Annotated in this window: 17 protein-coding genes; 9 read left to right on the forward strand and 8 right to left on the reverse strand. The window is 61.6% G+C overall.

Features of this window, described 5'->3' with window-relative positions:
- Positions 1 to 299: 299 nt before the first annotated feature.
- The 4 genes from smpB to CFR79_RS08815 all read right to left on the reverse strand — a co-directional run bounded on the left by smpB (position 300) and on the right by CFR79_RS08815 (position 3,414).
- Positions 300 to 794, reverse strand: a complete 495-nt coding sequence (smpB, locus tag CFR79_RS08800; RefSeq protein ID WP_102323604.1) for an SsrA-binding protein SmpB — start codon at positions 792 to 794, stop codon at positions 300 to 302.
- A gap of 4 nt (positions 795 to 798) precedes the next feature.
- Positions 799 to 1,677 (reverse strand): 4-hydroxy-tetrahydrodipicolinate synthase, encoded by an 879-nt coding sequence (gene dapA, locus CFR79_RS08805; RefSeq protein ID WP_102323605.1) that lies wholly within the window; start codon positions 1,675 to 1,677, stop codon positions 799 to 801.
- A 157-nt stretch (positions 1,678 to 1,834) separates the two neighbouring features.
- Positions 1,835 to 2,680, reverse strand: coding sequence for a prephenate dehydratase (locus CFR79_RS08810; protein ID WP_110547643.1), 846 nt, complete (start codon positions 2,678 to 2,680; stop codon positions 1,835 to 1,837).
- Positions 2,677 to 3,414: a 3-deoxy-manno-octulosonate cytidylyltransferase gene (locus CFR79_RS08815; RefSeq protein ID WP_110547644.1), complete on the reverse strand. Its 738-nt coding sequence runs from the start codon at positions 3,412 to 3,414 to the stop codon at positions 2,677 to 2,679. The genes CFR79_RS08810 and CFR79_RS08815 overlap by 4 nt, the downstream gene beginning before the upstream one ends.
- 138 nt (positions 3,415 to 3,552) lie before the next feature.
- Here CFR79_RS08815 and CFR79_RS08820 point away from each other — a divergent pair, with 138 nt between their 5' ends.
- The 4 genes from CFR79_RS08820 (at position 3,553) to CFR79_RS08835 (ending at position 7,126) form a co-directional block, all read left to right on the forward strand.
- Positions 3,553 to 4,056: a c-type cytochrome gene (locus CFR79_RS08820; RefSeq protein ID WP_110547659.1), complete on the forward strand. Its 504-nt coding sequence runs from the start codon at positions 3,553 to 3,555 to the stop codon at positions 4,054 to 4,056.
- Positions 4,056 to 4,871 carry an inositol monophosphatase family protein gene (locus CFR79_RS08825; protein WP_110547645.1) on the forward strand — a complete coding sequence of 272 codons (816 nt, stop codon included), beginning with the start codon at positions 4,056 to 4,058 and terminating at the stop codon, positions 4,869 to 4,871. The genes CFR79_RS08820 and CFR79_RS08825 overlap by 1 nt, the downstream gene beginning before the upstream one ends.
- A gap of 88 nt (positions 4,872 to 4,959) precedes the next feature.
- Entirely contained in the window at positions 4,960 to 6,225 is a 1,266-nt protein-coding gene (serA, locus tag CFR79_RS08830; protein ID WP_102323609.1) for a phosphoglycerate dehydrogenase, read from the forward strand.
- 394 nt (positions 6,226 to 6,619) lie between these two features.
- Positions 6,620 to 7,126 (forward strand): hypothetical protein, encoded by a 507-nt coding sequence (locus tag CFR79_RS08835; RefSeq protein ID WP_102323610.1) that lies wholly within the window; start codon positions 6,620 to 6,622, stop codon positions 7,124 to 7,126.
- Positions 7,127 to 7,140: 14 nt separating this feature from the next.
- On the opposite strand, the gene CFR79_RS08840 is transcribed toward CFR79_RS08835, so the two are convergent.
- Positions 7,141 to 8,508, reverse strand: coding sequence for an MATE family efflux transporter (locus tag CFR79_RS08840; RefSeq protein WP_110547646.1), 1,368 nt, complete (start codon positions 8,506 to 8,508; stop codon positions 7,141 to 7,143).
- Positions 8,509 to 8,690: 182 nt separating this feature from the next.
- Between CFR79_RS08840 and CFR79_RS08845 the strand changes: the two genes are divergently transcribed.
- From CFR79_RS08845 to CFR79_RS08855, 3 genes are all read left to right on the forward strand, one after another.
- Positions 8,691 to 9,869 (forward strand): restriction endonuclease subunit S, encoded by a 1,179-nt coding sequence (locus CFR79_RS08845; protein ID WP_110547647.1) that lies wholly within the window; start codon positions 8,691 to 8,693, stop codon positions 9,867 to 9,869.
- Positions 9,870 to 10,092: 223 nt separating this feature from the next.
- The gene (locus CFR79_RS08850; protein WP_110547648.1) at positions 10,093 to 11,151 is read left to right on the forward strand and encodes an AI-2E family transporter; all 1,059 of its coding nucleotides are present in this window, start codon (positions 10,093 to 10,095) and stop codon (positions 11,149 to 11,151) included.
- Between the two features lie 7 nt (positions 11,152 to 11,158).
- Entirely contained in the window at positions 11,159 to 12,913 is a 1,755-nt protein-coding gene (locus CFR79_RS08855; protein ID WP_181417405.1) for a class I SAM-dependent DNA methyltransferase, read from the forward strand.
- A 22-nt stretch (positions 12,914 to 12,935) separates the two neighbouring features.
- Here the strand turns inward: CFR79_RS08855 and mtnK are convergent, their stop codons facing one another.
- Entirely contained in the window at positions 12,936 to 14,168 is a 1,233-nt protein-coding gene (gene mtnK, locus CFR79_RS08860; RefSeq protein WP_110547649.1) for an S-methyl-5-thioribose kinase, read from the reverse strand.
- Between the two features lie 155 nt (positions 14,169 to 14,323).
- Here mtnK and bfr point away from each other — a divergent pair, with 155 nt between their 5' ends.
- Positions 14,324 to 14,809 (forward strand): bacterioferritin, encoded by a 486-nt coding sequence (gene bfr, locus CFR79_RS08865; RefSeq protein ID WP_102323615.1) that lies wholly within the window; start codon positions 14,324 to 14,326, stop codon positions 14,807 to 14,809.
- 106 nt (positions 14,810 to 14,915) lie between these two features.
- Here the strand turns inward: bfr and CFR79_RS08870 are convergent, their stop codons facing one another.
- A complete protein-coding gene (locus CFR79_RS08870; RefSeq protein ID WP_254057890.1) occupies positions 14,916 to 15,542 on the reverse strand; it encodes a hypothetical protein in 627 nt (208 codons plus the stop codon).
- A 171-nt stretch (positions 15,543 to 15,713) separates the two neighbouring features.
- Between CFR79_RS08870 and CFR79_RS08875 the strand changes: the two genes are divergently transcribed.
- Positions 15,714 to 16,163 carry a Fur family transcriptional regulator gene (locus tag CFR79_RS08875; protein ID WP_102323617.1) on the forward strand — a complete coding sequence of 150 codons (450 nt, stop codon included), beginning with the start codon at positions 15,714 to 15,716 and terminating at the stop codon, positions 16,161 to 16,163.
- Between the two features lie 49 nt (positions 16,164 to 16,212).
- Here CFR79_RS08875 and CFR79_RS08880 read toward each other — a convergent pair whose 3' ends face one another.
- Entirely contained in the window at positions 16,213 to 16,569 is a 357-nt protein-coding gene (locus tag CFR79_RS08880) for a hypothetical protein (protein ID WP_254057891.1), read from the reverse strand.
- Between the last annotated feature and the right edge of the window lie 87 nt (positions 16,570 to 16,656).

A 16,656-nucleotide genomic window follows, 5' to 3' on the forward strand; every position in this document is an offset into this window, starting at 1 on the left:
CATTTCCTGCCACGAGGCATATTTTCAGCCATAAATTTCAAACGGGTTCTGGCACCGTGTTACCCGTAATTGACGGATAAGTTTCCCCTGACATCCCATTACGTGATTTTTTAAGGGCGCAGGTAGGACTGAAGCAGGCTTTATACCAGACCTCAGGGAGATTTCTGGCGTAACGTCCTGATCGTGGCTGTGTTCTGCCATTCAGCTTCAGACTTTACGGTAGAAAGCCGGACTTCTGCGTTCAGATAAGGGATGTCTCGGGAACGAATGGCGATCCGTCCCTGCATCCCGTTTATCCTTCAGTCCTCGCGTCCGCGATTACGCAGCAGGCGGGCCTTGTCGCGTTGCCAGTCGCGTTCGGCAATGGCGTGGCGTTTGTCCGCCTTCTTGCGGCCTTCACCCACACCCAGCGTCAGCTTGGCAAGCCCACGGCTGTTGAAGTGAATATCCAGCGGAACAAGGGTTACGCCGTCGCGTGCGACCTCTCCCAGCAGCTTGTCCACCTGCTTTTTGTGCAGCAGCAGCTTTCGGGGGGCGCGTGGCTCGAAACGTGACAGCACGCCACCCTGATATTCAGGAATATAGCTGTTGATCAGCCACAGTTCGCCATTCCGTTCACCGGCATAGGCTTCGTTAATGGTGGCGCGACCCATGCGCAGGCTTTTGACTTCCGGGCCTTTCAGCACCAGACCCGCTTCCACCGTTTCCACGATGGTGTAGTTGAAGCGGCCCTTGCGGTTCTGCGCGGCGATCCCCGTGGAAATCATGCCGCTGCCCTTGTTCCTGGCTGCCATGGGTTCAGTCCAGCAGTCCGACCGCCGAAAGTGCGGCCTTGACCTTCTCACGACCGGCATCGCTTAACGGGGCAAGCGGCAGGCGGCACGTTTCACCCATAAGCCCCAGCACGCTGGCGGCAAACTTGACCGGAACGGGGTTGCTTTCACAGAACAGGGCATCATGCAGCGGCAGCAGACGGTCCTGCAGTTCCATGGCCTCCATCACATTGCCGTCCGTCCAGCTCTGCTGAACCTGAGCGCATAATGCGGGCGCGACGTTGGCGGTAACACTGATGCAGCCATCGCCACCGGCGGCCAGGAAGGATACGGCTGTCCCGTCCTCGCCGGAAATCTGGTTGAACGGTTTGCTGACCGCACGGCGTACCAGCAGCGGACGCAGCAGGTTGGCAGTGGAATCCTTTACCCCGATGATGTTGGGGTGCTTGGCAAGGCGGGCCATTGTCTCGACCGAAATGTCGATGACCGACCGGCCGGGAATATTATACAGGATGACCGGGATACCGATTGCATCCGCCACGGCCATGAAGTGGCGGTACACGCCTTCCTGCGTGGGCTTGTTGTAATAGGGCGTGACGACCAGCACGCCCGATGCGCCCGCCTGTTCGGCCTGTTTCGCCATGGCGACGGCTTCCGCCGTGCTGTTGGAACCGGCCCCGGCGATGACGGGTACGCGCCCGCCTGCGGTTTTTATGGTGAAGGCTACGACCTTCGCATGTTCCTCATGCGTCAGCGTGGGACTTTCGCCCGTGGTGCCGACCGGAACCAGCGCGGATGCGCCCTGCTGGATCTGCCAGTCGATGAAGCGGCCCATGGAGGGCAGATCCAGAGATCCGTCCTCGTTCATGGGGGTCAGAAGGGCGGTAATGGAACCCTTGAACATGGTTGTTTCCACCTGGATACTGTGTCCTGCTGTGCATGTGCCGGTGGACCCGGCGCATCGTATTCTCTGTGGCCTGCCCCGCTGGCCCGGAGCGTGTGCCCCTACTATATAGACAATGCGGCGCGCGGGGCAAAACCCGCCTGCATGCCCTTCCCCTTCAGCCGCCGCGCCGGAAGGGAGACGCCGGATAGACGCCGAGTATTTCCTGCTGTTCCGAAAAGAATGAAAGTTCGCGCAGTGCCTGCGCCAGCGGTGGGGATTCGGGGTGGCCTTCCACGTCCAGAAGGAACTGCGTGGCGGAGAACGATCCCTCCAGCATGTAGCTTTCCAGCCGGGTCATGTTCACGCCCGTCGTGGCAAAACCGCCCAGCGCCTTGTACAGCGCACCGGGCTGATTGGACACGCGGAACAGCAGCGTGGTCAGAAAATCCTCTCCGGGGGGGGGCAGGACGGCAGGTTTGCGTGATGCGATGTAAAAGCGCGTGGTGTTATGGGATGCGTCTTCCACATTGCGGCGCAGGATCTCAAGTCCATTGAGTTCTGCGGCCAGTGCGGACGCCACGGCCACATCTTCCTTGCGATTCCATTCCCGCACCATTTCGGCAGCGCCTGCCGTGTCGAATTCCACCACCGGGTCCAGCGCCAGTTCGGCAATGATGCCGCGCACCTGCGCCATGGCGACGGGGTGGGTATGCACCCGCCGGGCATCAGCCAGCGTGCTGCCCGGTATGCCAAGCAGGCAGTGTTCCACGCGCTGGAAATGTTCCCCCACGATAAACAGTCCTGCCTGTGGCAGCAGGGCATGGATATCGGGCACGCGGCCCGCCAGGCTGTTTTCACATGCGAGCATGGCCAGTTCGGCCTTCCCGTCATGAACGGCGGCTATGGCCTGTGCGAAGGTCTGGCATGGTAGCGTGGTCCAGCCGGGTCGTGCCTGACGGCAGGCAAGATCTGAATACGCGCCGGGCCGCCCCTGAAACGCTATGATGTTTTTTGCGCTCATGCCCCTGCTCCCGACAGCACGCGGGCGCGTTCAAGGTCCGCAGGGGTGTCGACCCCGAACGGGGCGGTTTCGATCCGGGCGCAGCCGATGATCATCCCGGCTTCCAGCGCGCGTAGCTGTTCCAGCTTTTCGCGTTTTTCCAGCGCACTTTCGGGCAGGCTGACAAAGCGGGCCAGTGCCGCGCGGCGATAGGCATAGATCCCCACATGATGCCACAGCGGACCATGGCCCCATGGGATGGGCATGCGGGAGAAATAAAGCGCGCGCGCCTTTGTCGCCTTATCCGGGAACGCACATGCCACCTTGACCACGGATTCCGCTATTGCCTCGGCCCGATCCTGCACGGGGGCCACGAGGGTTGCGATATCGGTCGAAGGGTCATCCAGCGGGCGCAGCACGGCACGCAGGCATGCAGGCTCCACGCCCGGCAGGTCGCCCTGCAGGTTGATGATGGTGTCGTACCGCCCCGCAGGGTCCAGCTTCTGCAACGCCTGCCAGATCCGGTCGGAACCCGAAGGCAGCCCCGGATCGGTCAGAATGGCGGTGCCGCCAGCACGTTCCACGACATCGGCAATGTCACGTTCGGCCGTGGCGACGGCCACGGGGCCGACATCAGCCGCGCGGGCGCGATCGAGCACATGCACGATCATGGGCCGTCCCGCGATGTTGGCAAGCGGTTTTCCCGGCAGCCGGGTCGAGGCCATCCGGGCCGGGATCAGAACAATAGGCTTCATGGGATCTGGGTCTGGGCCATCCGTAATCTGTGGCGGTGGCAGGGGCCGACCGCAGCCCCGCATGCTTCACACGGGGCGCGCGGCAGTCTAGGTAAGGAGCGGTTTTCATGCAACCGTATGGGAAGGACATCGGATACCATGGACAGTCTAGGCCTTAACCAGATCGGGGCAGCCTGCCTCATCGCCGCCGTTGCGGTGGGGGCAAGCTGGGGCGTTGCCCATACGGCAGTGCCCGAGCCGCTACCGGCAAAATCCGGTGTGGCGATACCTCAGCCAGCCCAGGCCGCAGGCGCGTCCATTGACGATCTGGTGGCCAGGGCCAGTGTGGAAAAAGGCCGTAGCATTGCCGAACATCAGTGCACGATGTGCCACAGCACCGCCCCCCATGGCCCTGCCATTATCGGGCCGGACCTGTTCGGGGTGGTCGGTACGCATGTTGGCGACATTCCGGGCTACGAATTCTCCGATGCCCTGAAGGCGCACAAGGACGAGACGTGGACCAACACCACCCTGTCCGCATGGCTCAGATCGCCTTCCGAATATGCGTCGGGCACCAAGATGTCTTTCCCCGGAATCCCGTCCGAAACCGACCGGGCGGATGTGATCGCCTACCTGCGTTCCCTGCATGAGGATGCGCCCTGATGTCCGCCCTGCCCGCCGGTTTTCCCCGGGATGCGGTGATGGAGGCGGCCATTGCCGCGGCGGATGTGGCGCGGACCGTCGTGCTGCCCTTCTTCCGCCGTGGCGTGACGGCTGACGACAAGGGTGACAGCAGCCCCGTAACCATTGCCGATCGTACGGCGGAACGTGCGATTCGGGCCGTACTGTCCGAGCGCCTGCCCGGCTTTGGCGTGATGGGGGAGGAATTCGGCCTTGAAGGGGGGGAGAGTCCCTATCGCTGGGTCATCGACCCCGTGGATGGCACGCGCGCCTTTCTGACGGGCCGCCCGACCTTTGGCACCCTGATCGCGCTGTTACATGATGGCGTGCCGGTCCTTGGCCTGATCGACCAGCCGGTTACGGGTGAACGCTGGATCGGGCTGCGCGGGGAAGCGACACGGTACATCTCCACCCTGCCCGGCAGGGCTTGCACGCGCGGTTGCCCGGATGTGGCGCATGCAGAACTGTCATGCACCGCGCCGGAAATTCTCGACCCGCCTCACCTGCCCGGCTTTCATGCGCTGGCCGGGGCGGTCAAGCGCACAAGCTGGGGGGGCGACTGCTATGCGTATGGCCTTCTGGCGCTGGGGCAGATCGATATTATCGCCGAATGTACCATGAAAATATGGGACTGGGCGGCGCTCGTGCCCGTGGTGGAGGGGGCTGGCGGCAGCATGACCGACTGGTCCGGCAGGCCACTGCACGCGAACGGCGACGGGACCGTGCTGGCGGTTGGCAATGCAGCCCTTGTGCCCCGGATTACAGCCCTGCTGGGAAGTTCCGCAGGCGCACTGTAGTGCTTTGTATTCACATTTTCTCTAGCGATGCCGCAGGCAATCGGATAGGGACGACCCACTTTGACCGTACTGAGCGGGAGCGTACGACATGACCAGCCATTCCAACGGCCACCTTTCCCTTCCCAAGGACAAGATCCGTATCCTGCTGCTTGAAGGCGTGCATGACAGTGCCGTCAACCTGCTGAAGGAAAACGGGTACGAAAACGTCACCCGCCTGAAAACGGCGCTGGAAGGCGAAGCCCTGCACAAGGCGCTGGAAGGCGTTCATATCGTCGGTATCCGTTCGCGCACCCAGCTTACGCGCGAAGTGATTGAGAAGGCGGATCGCCTGATCGCCATCGGCTGCTTCTGCATCGGGACCAATCAGGTGGATCTGAATGCCGCGCGTGAAGGGGGCATTCCGGTATTCAACGCACCTTACAGCAACACGCGTTCGGTCGCTGAACTGGTGATGGGCGAGATCGTGATGCTGATGCGCCGCATCTTCCCGAAATCCGAGGAATGCAACGCCGGTATCTGGAAAAAATCCGCTACCAATAGCTGGGAAGTGCGCGGCAAGACGCTGGGTATCGTGGGCTATGGCTCCATCGGGTCGCAGCTTTCCGTTCTGGCCGAAGCGTTCGGCATGCGCGTGTTCTATTACGACGTGATCGACAAACTGGTGCATGGTAACGCAACGCCGGTCGATACGCTCGAAACCCTGCTGGGGCAGAGTGATGTGGTCAGCCTGCACGTGCCCCAGACGCCGGAGACGGCGGGCATGATCGGTGAAGCGCAGATCCGGGCGATGAAGAAGGGCTCCTTCCTCATCAACAACGCGCGTGGCAACGTGGTGGACCTTGATGCGCTGGCGGCGGCGCTGAAGGACGGCCATCTGCTGGGCGCCGCGATCGATGTGTTCCCCAAGGAGCCGAAGGCGGCGGGTGAGGAATTCCAGACCCCGCTGCGTGGTCTGGATAACGTGATCCTGACACCGCATATCGGTGGCTCCACGGCGGAAGCGCAGGAGCGCATCGGCGTGGAAGTGGCGCGCAAGCTGGTTGATTATTCCGACATCGGCTCAACGCTGGGGGCCGTGAATTTTCCTACCGTGCAGTTGCCCGAAAACCCGCACGGCACCCGATTCATGCATGTGCATCAGAACGTGCCCGGCATCATGCTGCAGATTAACGAAATCTTCTCCTCGGAAGCCTGCAACGTGACGGCGCAGTACCTGCAGACTGCGGGTGAACTGGGCTATGTCGTGGTCGAGGCCGATACCGGCCGTGACGTGGAAAAGGATAACCGCATCCTTGACCGTCTGCGTGCTCTCAAGGGCACGCTGCGGGCCCGCCTGCTTTACAAGCAGGTGTAAGGGACAGGTTTTCCTGTTCTGGATATCGGGGGGCATGCCATCACCGGCATGTCCCCTTTTTTATGTCCGCATCAAACCCGCAGGTTGCGGATGGGCGGACTATCGTATGATTTTTCCGGCCCCGGTCATCGCATCGCCGGACTGGATGGGGGAACGGCCAGTTGCTCCGCTGGGGTAGCATTGCATGTCTCTTCGCGCTGTATGGATTGCGCAGAACGGGTGACTGCCGCCGGTTGGAAGCGTGGATATTCCCGGCCCTTCATGCTAATCGTGCCGGTGGCGTGACGCCTTTCCGGGTGCGCCATGACTGGCGTGCCATCCGTGCAGGCTGAAAACGGATTATTGATCAGGGTTCTCGAGTGCGCGGTTATATGGTCCTTCACGGGGGCAGCCTGTGATCTGGGGTGATTTTCAGGCGGTAATCCAGCTTTCTGCCGGGCTGAATGTAGCCATTCTCAGCTTTGTCGATATCAGCCTGCCCGCCATCAAGGAACGCAGGCGCGTCTTTGCCAAGGCAAGGCAGGAACTCGAACTGCATCGTAGCGGGAGCGATCACCAGCACCCGGACGATGCGGAAGCCTATACTGCCGCAGTGCAGGAAATGGATCGCAAACTGTTCCTGTTATGGCAGGAATCATCCGCTTTCATCCGGGAAGAGGAATCCCTTATCCGCTCTACCGGGGTGCTGGGGGTATTTGGTGCGGTATTGAGTCTCGGGCTGCTGTGGTACTCGGCTGAACATTACGGCGGGATCATCTCGCTTATGGGGCGGGTGCTGATCATCCTGTCCTTCTGTTCCCTGCTTGGCGCCTTTCTGATCAATTTCATGACCGCATCACAGGCCGGGGTCTTTACCCGCAAGTGCAACAGCATCCGTGAGGAAATGCACCACCGACTGTAGCCACGCGCCGATTGTTATGCGGGCGCGCGATGGGTCTGCTTTCGCATGCGCCACAGGATGCGCGTACCGTGCAGGGTGAACACGCTGACCAGCCCGATCCCGATCCCGCACCACAATCCGGCGGGTCCCATGGCATGGTGGAAAGCAAGCGACACGCCGCTGGGAAAGCCGATGCCCCAGTAGCCGATAATGGCCAGTACCATCGGAATGGCAGTATCGCCCTGCCCGCGCAGGATGCCGGTTGCGACGACCTGCACTGCATCGGGGATCTGGAAGGCTGCGCCAACCAGCAATAGCGTCAGGGCCATCTGCACAGCCTCCGCATTGCCCGGCTGCGTCATGTCCAGATAGCAGCCGATGATGGGGTATCGTCCTGCTGCCAGGGCGACAGTCGCCAGGCTGGCCGTCACGATGCCCAGTATCATCCCGGCCCATGCCGTACGGCGGACCATGGTGGGGTCACCCCGCCCCGTCCAGTAACCGATACGGATATTGCATGCCTGTCCCAGCGCCAGATAAAGCACGAAGAACTGCATCCCGATCCCCAGCATGATCTGGAAGGCCGCCAGAGCACTGTTGCCAAGCCGGGCGGCTTCAAGGCTGTTGGCCTGGAACAGCGTGACCTCCGCCATGGCGGCTGCAAGCATCGGCAGGCCCGTGCGAAGCAGCGCGAGCGTATGTCCCCATTCATGCATGCGCGGACGCAGGGCCGCGCGCAGTTCGGGCCTGCGCATCATGAAGGCCAGCATGATGACCGGCATGCACCACAGTGTGATGACCGTGGCGATGGCGGACCCATGCAACCCCAGCGCGGGCAGGCCGAACCAGCCGTGGATGAGGGTCGTATTGAACAGGCCGTTGATGACGGTAATGCACGGCGTCACCCGCATGAGGATACCCTGTGCCCCCATGACGGGCAGCGCCGTTGTCAGGATACCCTGTCCCAGCAGCGCGGGCGGCACCGCCCACATCAGGATACGGACGAAATCGGCCACTGGCGCGCGGATGGCCTGCGGTTCGTTCATCCATGCCAGCAGGGTATCGACATGGGCCAGACAGAACAGTTCAGGCACACACAGAACCACGGCCACCAGCAGCATGGATGTGATAATGGTGCCAAGGACGGCATGATCCTGACGTCCGCGCGCCTGTGCCAGCAATATGCCGCCTGCTTCGATCACGGCGGCCAGAATGGCGGTCAGCGTGAAAAATGTGCCCGTGGCAAGGCCGCCGATCGCCAGCGCGCTGGCCCCAAGGCTGCCCAGCAGCACATCATCGGTCAGGCCCATCAGCATCTGGGCGAACTGCGAAAGACCCATCGGGCCCGCAATGGCGAGAATGGACCGGAATTCAGTCCGGAACGGTTTGATTGGACGCGTCATGAAACCCTGTAGTCAGCCATGGCCCGGCATGGAGCCATGGCAATGCGCCTTATGCCAGTGCTGCGCAGGTGCGTCGTGCGGTGTATACTACTTCGTGGCACAGGGCCAGCATGCCCGGTCGGATGTAATGTCGCTGTCCTGACCTCGACGGCGGATGGATATGGCGCTTACAAAGGGACGCTATGACATCATGCTGGCCTGTGGCCCCCCTTGGCGCGCTTGTGGACTGTCTTGATGCCCGGCGCGTGCCCCTTAATCGGGCCCAGCGCGCGCAGCGGTCCGGGGTGGTGCCCTATCACGGTGCAAGTGGGATAACCGGATATGTGGATCAGGCCCTGTTTGACGGGGCGCTGGTACTGCTGGGCGAAGATGGTGCGCCCTTTCTTGACCCCAGCCGGGATGTCGCATTTTTTCATGAGGGACCGCTATGGGCAGGCAATCACGTCCATGTGCTGCGCCCCAGGGCGGGGATGGACGGACGCTTTCTGGCCCATGCGCTCAATACGGTATGCTACGCCGCCCATGTGGACGGTACGACGCGCCGCAAGCTGGTGCGGGCGCGGATGAACTCCCTCCCCGTGCCCTGTCCTCCGCTGTATCGGCAGAAGGCGATTGCAGTGATGCTGGATCATGCGATGCAACGGATCGACGACCAGATGGCTGAACTGGCCCGGCAGGCTGCGCTTGCGGGGGAATGGATCAGGGCGGAAATCCAGCATGCCATTGGTTATGATAGCGGTGCATGGCCTCCCTCCGTGCCGCCGGGTCATGTCATACGTCCCCTTGCCGCCCTGTTTAACATAACAGGCGGCGGCACACCCGCGACCACCCGGCCAGAGAACTGGGGGGGCGATGTGACATGGATAACCCCTGCGGACCTGCCCGATGGTCCGCCTGCATGGATTACCGGCGGTGCGCGCAGCCTGTCCGCCATCGGGCTTGAAGCCTGCCGTGCGGCTGTGGTTCCGGCGGGTGCGCTGGTTGTGTCCACCCGTGCGCCGGTGGGGCGGGTAGGTATTGGACGGGGACCGCTTTCGGTCAGTCAGGGCTGCAAGGCGCTGGTGCGTCGGACGGAAGATGTAGACCCATGTTATGCGGCCCTGTTTCTTCACGCCGCCGGGTCCGAGTTGCGGCGGCGTGCAGGGGGTAGCGTATTTGCGGAACTCGATACCGCTACCCTCGCATCGCTGGAATTATGCCTGCCGTCCCTGCCCACGCAGCGCAAAATTGCACAAACGGTATGGAGGAAGCAGGATCGGCACGCCAGTCAGGTCAGGGCACGCGAGCGTGTCGCAGCCCATCTGGGGGAATATCGCGTGGCGTTACGGGTTGCGGCGGTCAACGGGCAACTGACCTGCTGAACATTCATGCAGACGCGATGGTGCAGACGGCGTTCATATCGCGTGCGAACAGGGAGGGTAATCCCGCCATAGCCCCGCACACGCGGTCTATACACCCTCTTTACCTTCTTCTGCCATGAGGGGCGCAGGGCACAGGACTATACAGGCCTTCATGCCGTTTCGCCGCGTGTAGTTTATATTTATTCCAACAGTTGCATCAACAGAAACAGGACAGAACAGCCATATGGAAGATAACCGGAGCCGGACCCAGTATATCGGGACCTTTATATTTGTATGTGCAGTCCTGTCGTTTTCCGCGTGGATTGAACAGTCATTCCTGTTTGCGTTCGTATGGGGTGGCATCCTGACGATCACAACCTACCCGTTATACCGCAGGCTGATCGAACGTGGCATGGGCAATGGTCTGGCCGCAGGTCTGATTGCTGGTGGCATTTTTGCGCTGCTGGCCGTGCCGATGATCGCCATGGCTGTACGGGCGGGGCTGGAAATCCCCTCCCTCATGGCATGGGGACGCGACGCCCTGCATGATGGCATTCCCGTCTCGCCGCAGGTGGCGGAAATACCGCGTTTCGGCCCCCGACTGTCAGCGCTGTGGCAGCATTACCTGTCCGATCCCGATGAACTGCGACACTGGACCAGCGTGGCCTCGCGCATGTTTGCGTCGGGCGACGGACGGCAGCTTCCGCATCGTGTGATGGAAATGACCGAAACATTCGTCATCGCCACCCTGTCCGTCTATTTCTATCTGGCTGCGTCCCATACGCTGATCGCTGATATCCGTGCCGTTGGCCGCCGTTTTCTAGGCGGACGGGCGCGCGATGTCATCCGCAATACGGTGGGCGCCGTGCGTGGTACTGTAGCTGGACTGGTTCTGGTCGGGCTGGGTCAGGGCGTGCTGGTGGGGATCGGGTATTTCATTGCCGGAACCCCGCACCCTGCCCTGCTTACGCTGCTGACCGCCGTTGTCAGTATCATTCCGTTCTGCGGGCCGATCCTGCTGTGCGCGACTACGCTCATGACTTTTGCCACGAACGGGGTGACGCAGGCGATCATTGTGGGCGTCATCGGCACGATTGCCTATGGTGTGGGGGATCATTTCGTCCGGCCCAAGCTGATCAGCGGCAGCACCAGCATTCCGTTCCTTGCGGTGCTGACGGCCATTCTTGGCGGGTTGCATGTCTTCGGTCTGCTGGGTCTGTTCATTGGGCCTGCCGTCATCGCGGTTGCCCTGTCGTTGTGGCGCACGGCGGCGGCGGAAGAGCGTGCAGGCCAGGCTGGCTGAGACAGATATGCATCGCCCGCTACTTACGGCTGGCGCCATCTGGCGTATCGCTGATCTGTTACGTGGCGCGTTGCAGCCGGATGAGTATGGGCCGGTCATTCTGGCCTTTACGGTGCTGCGTCGTATGGAACAGGCCCGCACTCGTCCCGCTGCCGGACTGGCGGGTGTAGCGCAGGCGGTGGACGGATTTGCGACGTTCGAGACCTTGCTTGCGCGGCTGCCCCGCTCCGTTCAGTCCATCATGACGCAGCTTGATGTGCGTGCGCTTGCCCACCGTCTGGCGCAGGCGGAACTGCTGGACGCGGTCGCAGCGCATTTCGCGGCCCTCGATCTGGCGCCTGCGCATTATGGCACCGAAGGCATGGCGCGCCTGTTTGAGGAACTGGTCCATCATTTCACCACCAGTCGGGGCACGGGCGTCCATTACACCCCGCCGGAGGTCACGGACCTTATGGTGGACCTGGTTTTTGCTACTGATACGGTCCCCACGCGACATGATCTGTATGACCCTGCCGCCGGAACGGGCGCGTTGCTGGGGCGTGCGGCGGACAGGTTGCAGGCGCGGGGGATGGAAATACGCCTGTTCGGTCAGGAACTGGGCCAGCAGTCCTGTGCGCTGTGTCGGGCCGATCTGTTGCTGCGGGGGCAGTCGCCTGCGCAGATTACGCAGGGCAATACGCTGACGGAAGACGGGCACGGGAAGCGGCATTTCGCCCGCATGCTGGCCAATCCACCGTTCGGGCTGGACTGGCGCAACATCCGCTCCGCGATACAGGCGGAACATGCCCGTGGTCCAGCCGGGCGTTTCTCTGCCGGATTGCCCCGTTTGTCGGACGGATCGATGCTGTTCATGCAGCATCTGCTGGCAAAGATGCGCAGCCCCCGCCATGGCGGCAGCCGTGTGGGGGTTGTGACCCATGCGGGCGCACTATCTGGTGGCGGCGCGGAAAGCGGGGAATCCGCCATTCGGCGTTATCTGGTGGAACACGACCTGATCGATGCCATCATTGCCCTGCCCATGGGCATGTTCGTCAATACCGGCATCGCTACATATGTGTGGATACTTGATAACCACAAGCCCGCCGCCCGGCAGGGTAAAGTGCGACTGATTGATGCCTCCTTCCTATGGCGCAGGGCGATGCGCAGCAGTGGTGAAAAACGTCGAGAAATGACGCCGGGGCACCTCAGCGCCATCATGGAAGCCTGCATGGCAGGCGCGGAGATGGATGTGGTCCTGCATGAGGGGGAAGATGGCGCAGCGGAGCACTGGGACGTGCTGGCAACCGATGCACCGCAGGAAAGAGTCCCCTGTCACGACCCGGATGCATCGGTGACGGAGGTGGCCAAGCCGTCGGGTCCGAACGATCAGGATACCCCTTTTGACGGAGGTGATGGGATCGACTGGCCATCATCATCCCGTCGGGTGGGATTTTCGCGCATTGTGGCAGGGCGGGATTTTCTCTACCGCAGCCTCGTGGTCGAACGTCCGGTGCGTGATGACGCACCAACCCGTACGGTATTTCTAACCGATATGGCGCAGGACCCGCATGCGTGGTTCGCCAGCATGATCCGGCCTCATGATGCCGCAGCCCGACTGGATATGACACGGGCGCAGGTCGGGTGTGCGATTTCGTTTCCACGCTATTTCCATCGCCCTGCCCCGCACCGACCGGTGGAGGAGATCGTGCGGGACCTGCACCACTCCATGGACCGGCTTGCGGCCCTCATGTCTGATATGACGGGAAAGAAGCAGGCGGAATAACTGTTACAGGGTCAGGGTGTGTTTACAGCCCTGTCTTTTCCCGTTCGCCCAGACTGAACAGGAAGTCGCCTATCGTCACCATCTCCGCATGATGTTCGAGTACATGATAGGCAAAGGCCAATGCCCCCGCACGGCACGCGCCACGTTGCTGTGGATCAGCTATGGCGTCAAAATCCGCAGTATGTGCATAGCCGATAAGGCGGCGGATGATCTCGACCGCGGCAAAGCCGATTGTATCAATCAGGATTTCATCAATGAACGCCTGCTGCGCTACACGCGACGCCGGTCCGTAGGCAAGCGGACGGAGTGTGCCAGCAGGCGCGGCTTCATTCATGTTCCATAATATCAGGAACTGTTCCTGAAAGCAGGCCCAGAAGGCCGCTATGTCCCGCAATGTCGCCTGTCGCGCGGCGTGGTCCGGGGTGGCGAAATAATGCAGGACAAGATTGCCGATGAACATGCCGCAATCAAATCCGATAGGGCCATACAGGGCAAATTCGCCATCAATCACGCGCGTATCGTCCGGCGTGCTCATGATCGAACCGGTATGCAGATCGCCATGTAGCAGGGCCTGTGGCTGCGACAGGAACCGGCGGCGCAGGTTCTCGACCGCCATCAGGGTCGCCGCACTGGATCGGATATCCAGCACGATCGGGGTCAGTTCCGGTTCTTCCCAGTGGTTGCGCGGATGGTCACGGTAGGGATGGTCAAGCACCAGATCGAGCGTGATGCGCGTCAGGGCCTGATTGGCGCAGAAAATGCCCCGTGCCGTGAATACGTCCTCAAACGGGCGGGCAAGCAGCGATGTGCCGAATGTGGTGTGGGCTACGAATGTTGCGATGCGCGGGGCCACGCCCGGCCAGTCCACGCCCTGCATCAGGGCGGAGCGCAGGACGGTATGGCCAGACAGGCTTTCGACAATCAGGACATAGAGTACCGGGTCAAAATGCAGGAATTCGGTCGTTAGCGCACCGGCCAGAGGCTGAACGGCGCGTAGCCATTCGGCCTCGAAAAACGTGCGGTCGAGCGGCATTTTCCATGCCGGATCGACACGGACATGGGGTAATGACTGTTTAAGGCAGACTTCCCCCGTATGGCCGGTAACGATAAATACGTTGTTCAGGTTGCCGTCGCTTACCTCGCGCACCTGCCAGTGTTCCACCGTGCCGCCAAGGCGCGCGGCAATGTCTGGCAGACCCGCGATCAGATCGCGGATGCCGGCTGCATCCAGCGTGCGGTAGGTGGTATGGTTCATGCGGTCGTTTCCTGCCACGGACTGCGTGCGGCCCGTCGGCCACGGTTACGTCAGGGTTGCGCGCAGGCGACGGTTATGCAACGCTTTTTTTAACGCACCGCAGGTTGCAACAGGAGTAACCTGGGCGGCAGACAGGCAGGACGGGAGCACGATCCATGATTAAAGACCCCAAGGTTATCGAACACCTTAATACACAGCTTACCAATGAACTGACGGCCATCAACCAGTATTACCTGCATGCCCGCACGCTGCGCCACTGGGGCGTGACCCTGCTGGGCAAGAAGGAATACGAGGAATCGATCGAGGAAATGCGTCATGCCGACTGGCTGATCGAGCGCATCCTTTATCTGGGTGGCCTGCCCAACGTGCAGCGTTACAACCAGATTCTTGTTGGTCAGGACGTTGAGGAAATCCTCAAATGCGACCTGAAGCTGGAAGAAAAGGCAATTGGCGACCTGCGTGAAGGCATCGCCTATTGTGAAAGCGTGCGCGATTATGTGTCGCGTGATCTGCTGCTCAAGATCCTGGTGAATGAGGAAGAACATGAAGACTTCCTTGACCGTCAGTTCGACCTGATCAAGCAGATCGGCATTGAACGCTACATCAAGCTGAACTCCGCCGCCGCTCCCGATCAGGACTGACCTGATCCCCTGCCCGTTCGCGGGCAGACCATGGCGGTGACTGTTTGCCGCCCCTGACGCCCTGATGCGCAGGCCAGTCGATATGGCCCGCGCTTCAGGGCGTTTTTCATACGCCCCCTGTCTGGGCGAGGGCCGCGCTACGGGGCCACATGACATGGGCGCTGGCCATGTCGGCATCATGCCAGCGCAGGGTGCCAAGGCTGCCAGCCCCTACAGGCTGGTGGGCCCCGTTGGCTGCGTGCGCGGCGGGGGCTGCATTTGCACTGTCCGTTCCCCGCCCGTGGTTCCAGCGCAGGCGCGTGACAGGTACCCTGCCCGATGTCGTGGTGCCCTGCCCCCGGCGTGGCAGCCAGTAGCCCGCACCCGCCATGCACGCGCCAAGTTGGGTAATGGCGGCGGCAAAGGGCGAAAGCACATGATGATGAAGAAAAACGGGCCTTAGCGCGCGGCGCACCTCCGCCTCGCGTCCTTCCTGTGCGGCGGCGGCGGCGGCCAGAAAGTGATTTTCCGTGCGGGTCAGCCGCGTGGCGCTGCATATCGCCACATCCACCGGCTGGGCCTGAAAGGCGCGCAGCCGGGCCAGCGCCATATGGAATGCATTTGCCACAGCGGCGAAATCCGCCCGGAAAAATGGCAACGCCAGCCCCGGTACGGTGGAACGGTCATGGGGGTTGCCGTTCAGGCGGCGCACGCACCAGACCAGCAGGCGTTCGCTGCACGAAAGATCATTCATGAAAACTGTCGTGTCGGTCATCATCCGCTCGGGCCGTAGCAGAGCCCGCTCCCTGTTGTGTCGGTGATGATTGTATAATGCGAAAGATTATCAATTGCAATTAAAATCGATAGCCCGAACTGCTTATCCCTACTGGACCCCCATGGTCTGTTTGGATTACGTTACAGAGCGATGAAAGAGCAGACTTCCCCCGATTCTCCCCTTGCGGATCTGTGCCGTCAGCGTGGCCTGAAACTTACAGGCCAGCGTCGGACGATCGCCTTTGTCCTGTCAGATAGCGATGATCACCCGGATGTGGAAGAACTGTACCGCCGTGCGGTGGCCGTGGACTCCCGTATTTCCATTGCCACCGTGTACCGTACCGTCCGCCTGTTTGAAGAAAATGGAATTCTTCAGCGGCGCGATTTCGGCGGCGGTCGTGCCCGCTATGAAGTGGCCGATGGCGACCATGGGGATCACTATCATCTGATCGATGCCGACAGCGGCAAGGTGATCGAGTTCGAGAATGCCGAACTTGATGCCCTGCTGGATACCATCGTGCAGCAGATGGGCTATGGTCTGGTCACTACCCGGCTGTCCGTTGTCGGCCGCAAGAAGGCAAAGACACGCGGCGGGAACTGAAACTGTTCCTGCCCCGACCCACTTTACCAATTATGGTCTGATAAGCCGGTCAGTTCCGGTCCGGCTGGCATGAACCGTCACGTGGCGGGGCAAGCCAGTTGGGATGACGCTGCTCTATCCATTCCAGCATACGGGCGCTGAGCCTGCGGAGCGCCGGCACGTCTTCGGCCAGCAGGATGATGCCCAGCGGCAGCATCCACAACCCGAGTATGGGCAGAAAGCTCAGCACGCCCCCCAGAATCAGCAGGCAGCCAAGAATCCCACGCAGCCATGCCCTGCCGGGCTGAAGCAGCCAGATCATTGCCCGCTCGCCGCGCGCAGGCAGGCGCCGGAGTAACCGGTCCAGCCTTTCCCGGCGCTTATGCTCATCCGATAGCGGGTGGCGTGGGCGGGTATCAGCCATCATGGGATCGTTCATGCTGGTACAGATGGGCATTCCGCCAGAATGTTGCAACCGGCACGCGCGATCGTGAGCGGTAGTTCAGGAAACGAA

It is taken from the genome of Komagataeibacter saccharivorans (assembly GCF_003207825.1).
Lineage (GTDB): Bacteria > Pseudomonadota > Alphaproteobacteria > Acetobacterales > Acetobacteraceae > Komagataeibacter > Komagataeibacter saccharivorans.

What these genes read in the sequence shown, in the direction of transcription:
- mtnK (WP_110547649.1), bottom strand. Translation starts at nt 14,168, where the DNA reads ATGAACCATACCACCTACCGCACGCTGGATGCAGCCGGCATCCGCGAT.
- CFR79_RS08840 (WP_110547646.1), bottom strand. Translation starts at nt 8,508, where the DNA reads ATGACGCGTCCAATCAAACCGTTCCGGACTGAATTCCGGTCCATTCTC.
- CFR79_RS08870 (WP_254057890.1), bottom strand. Translation starts at nt 15,542, where the DNA reads ATGAATGATCTTTCGTGCAGCGAACGCCTGCTGGTCTGGTGCGTGCGC.
- CFR79_RS08815 (WP_110547644.1), bottom strand. Translation starts at nt 3,414, where the DNA reads ATGAAGCCTATTGTTCTGATCCCGGCCCGGATGGCCTCGACCCGGCTG.
- CFR79_RS08850 (WP_110547648.1), top strand. Translation starts at nt 10,093, where the DNA reads ATGGAAGATAACCGGAGCCGGACCCAGTATATCGGGACCTTTATATTT.
- CFR79_RS08875 (WP_102323617.1), top strand. Translation starts at nt 15,714, where the DNA reads ATGAAAGAGCAGACTTCCCCCGATTCTCCCCTTGCGGATCTGTGCCGT.
- bfr (WP_102323615.1), top strand. Translation starts at nt 14,324, where the DNA reads ATGATTAAAGACCCCAAGGTTATCGAACACCTTAATACACAGCTTACC.
- CFR79_RS08845 (WP_110547647.1), top strand. Translation starts at nt 8,691, where the DNA reads ATGACATCATGCTGGCCTGTGGCCCCCCTTGGCGCGCTTGTGGACTGT.
- dapA (WP_102323605.1), bottom strand. Translation starts at nt 1,677, where the DNA reads ATGTTCAAGGGTTCCATTACCGCCCTTCTGACCCCCATGAACGAGGAC.
- CFR79_RS08855 (WP_181417405.1), top strand. Translation starts at nt 11,159, where the DNA reads ATGCATCGCCCGCTACTTACGGCTGGCGCCATCTGGCGTATCGCTGAT.
- serA (WP_102323609.1), top strand. Translation starts at nt 4,960, where the DNA reads ATGACCAGCCATTCCAACGGCCACCTTTCCCTTCCCAAGGACAAGATC.
- CFR79_RS08810 (WP_110547643.1), bottom strand. Translation starts at nt 2,680, where the DNA reads ATGAGCGCAAAAAACATCATAGCGTTTCAGGGGCGGCCCGGCGCGTAT.
- CFR79_RS08820 (WP_110547659.1), top strand. Translation starts at nt 3,553, where the DNA reads ATGGACAGTCTAGGCCTTAACCAGATCGGGGCAGCCTGCCTCATCGCC.
- CFR79_RS08880 (WP_254057891.1), bottom strand. Translation starts at nt 16,569, where the DNA reads ATGATGGCTGATACCCGCCCACGCCACCCGCTATCGGATGAGCATAAG.
- CFR79_RS08825 (WP_110547645.1), top strand. Translation starts at nt 4,056, where the DNA reads ATGTCCGCCCTGCCCGCCGGTTTTCCCCGGGATGCGGTGATGGAGGCG.
- smpB (WP_102323604.1), bottom strand. Translation starts at nt 794, where the DNA reads ATGGCAGCCAGGAACAAGGGCAGCGGCATGATTTCCACGGGGATCGCC.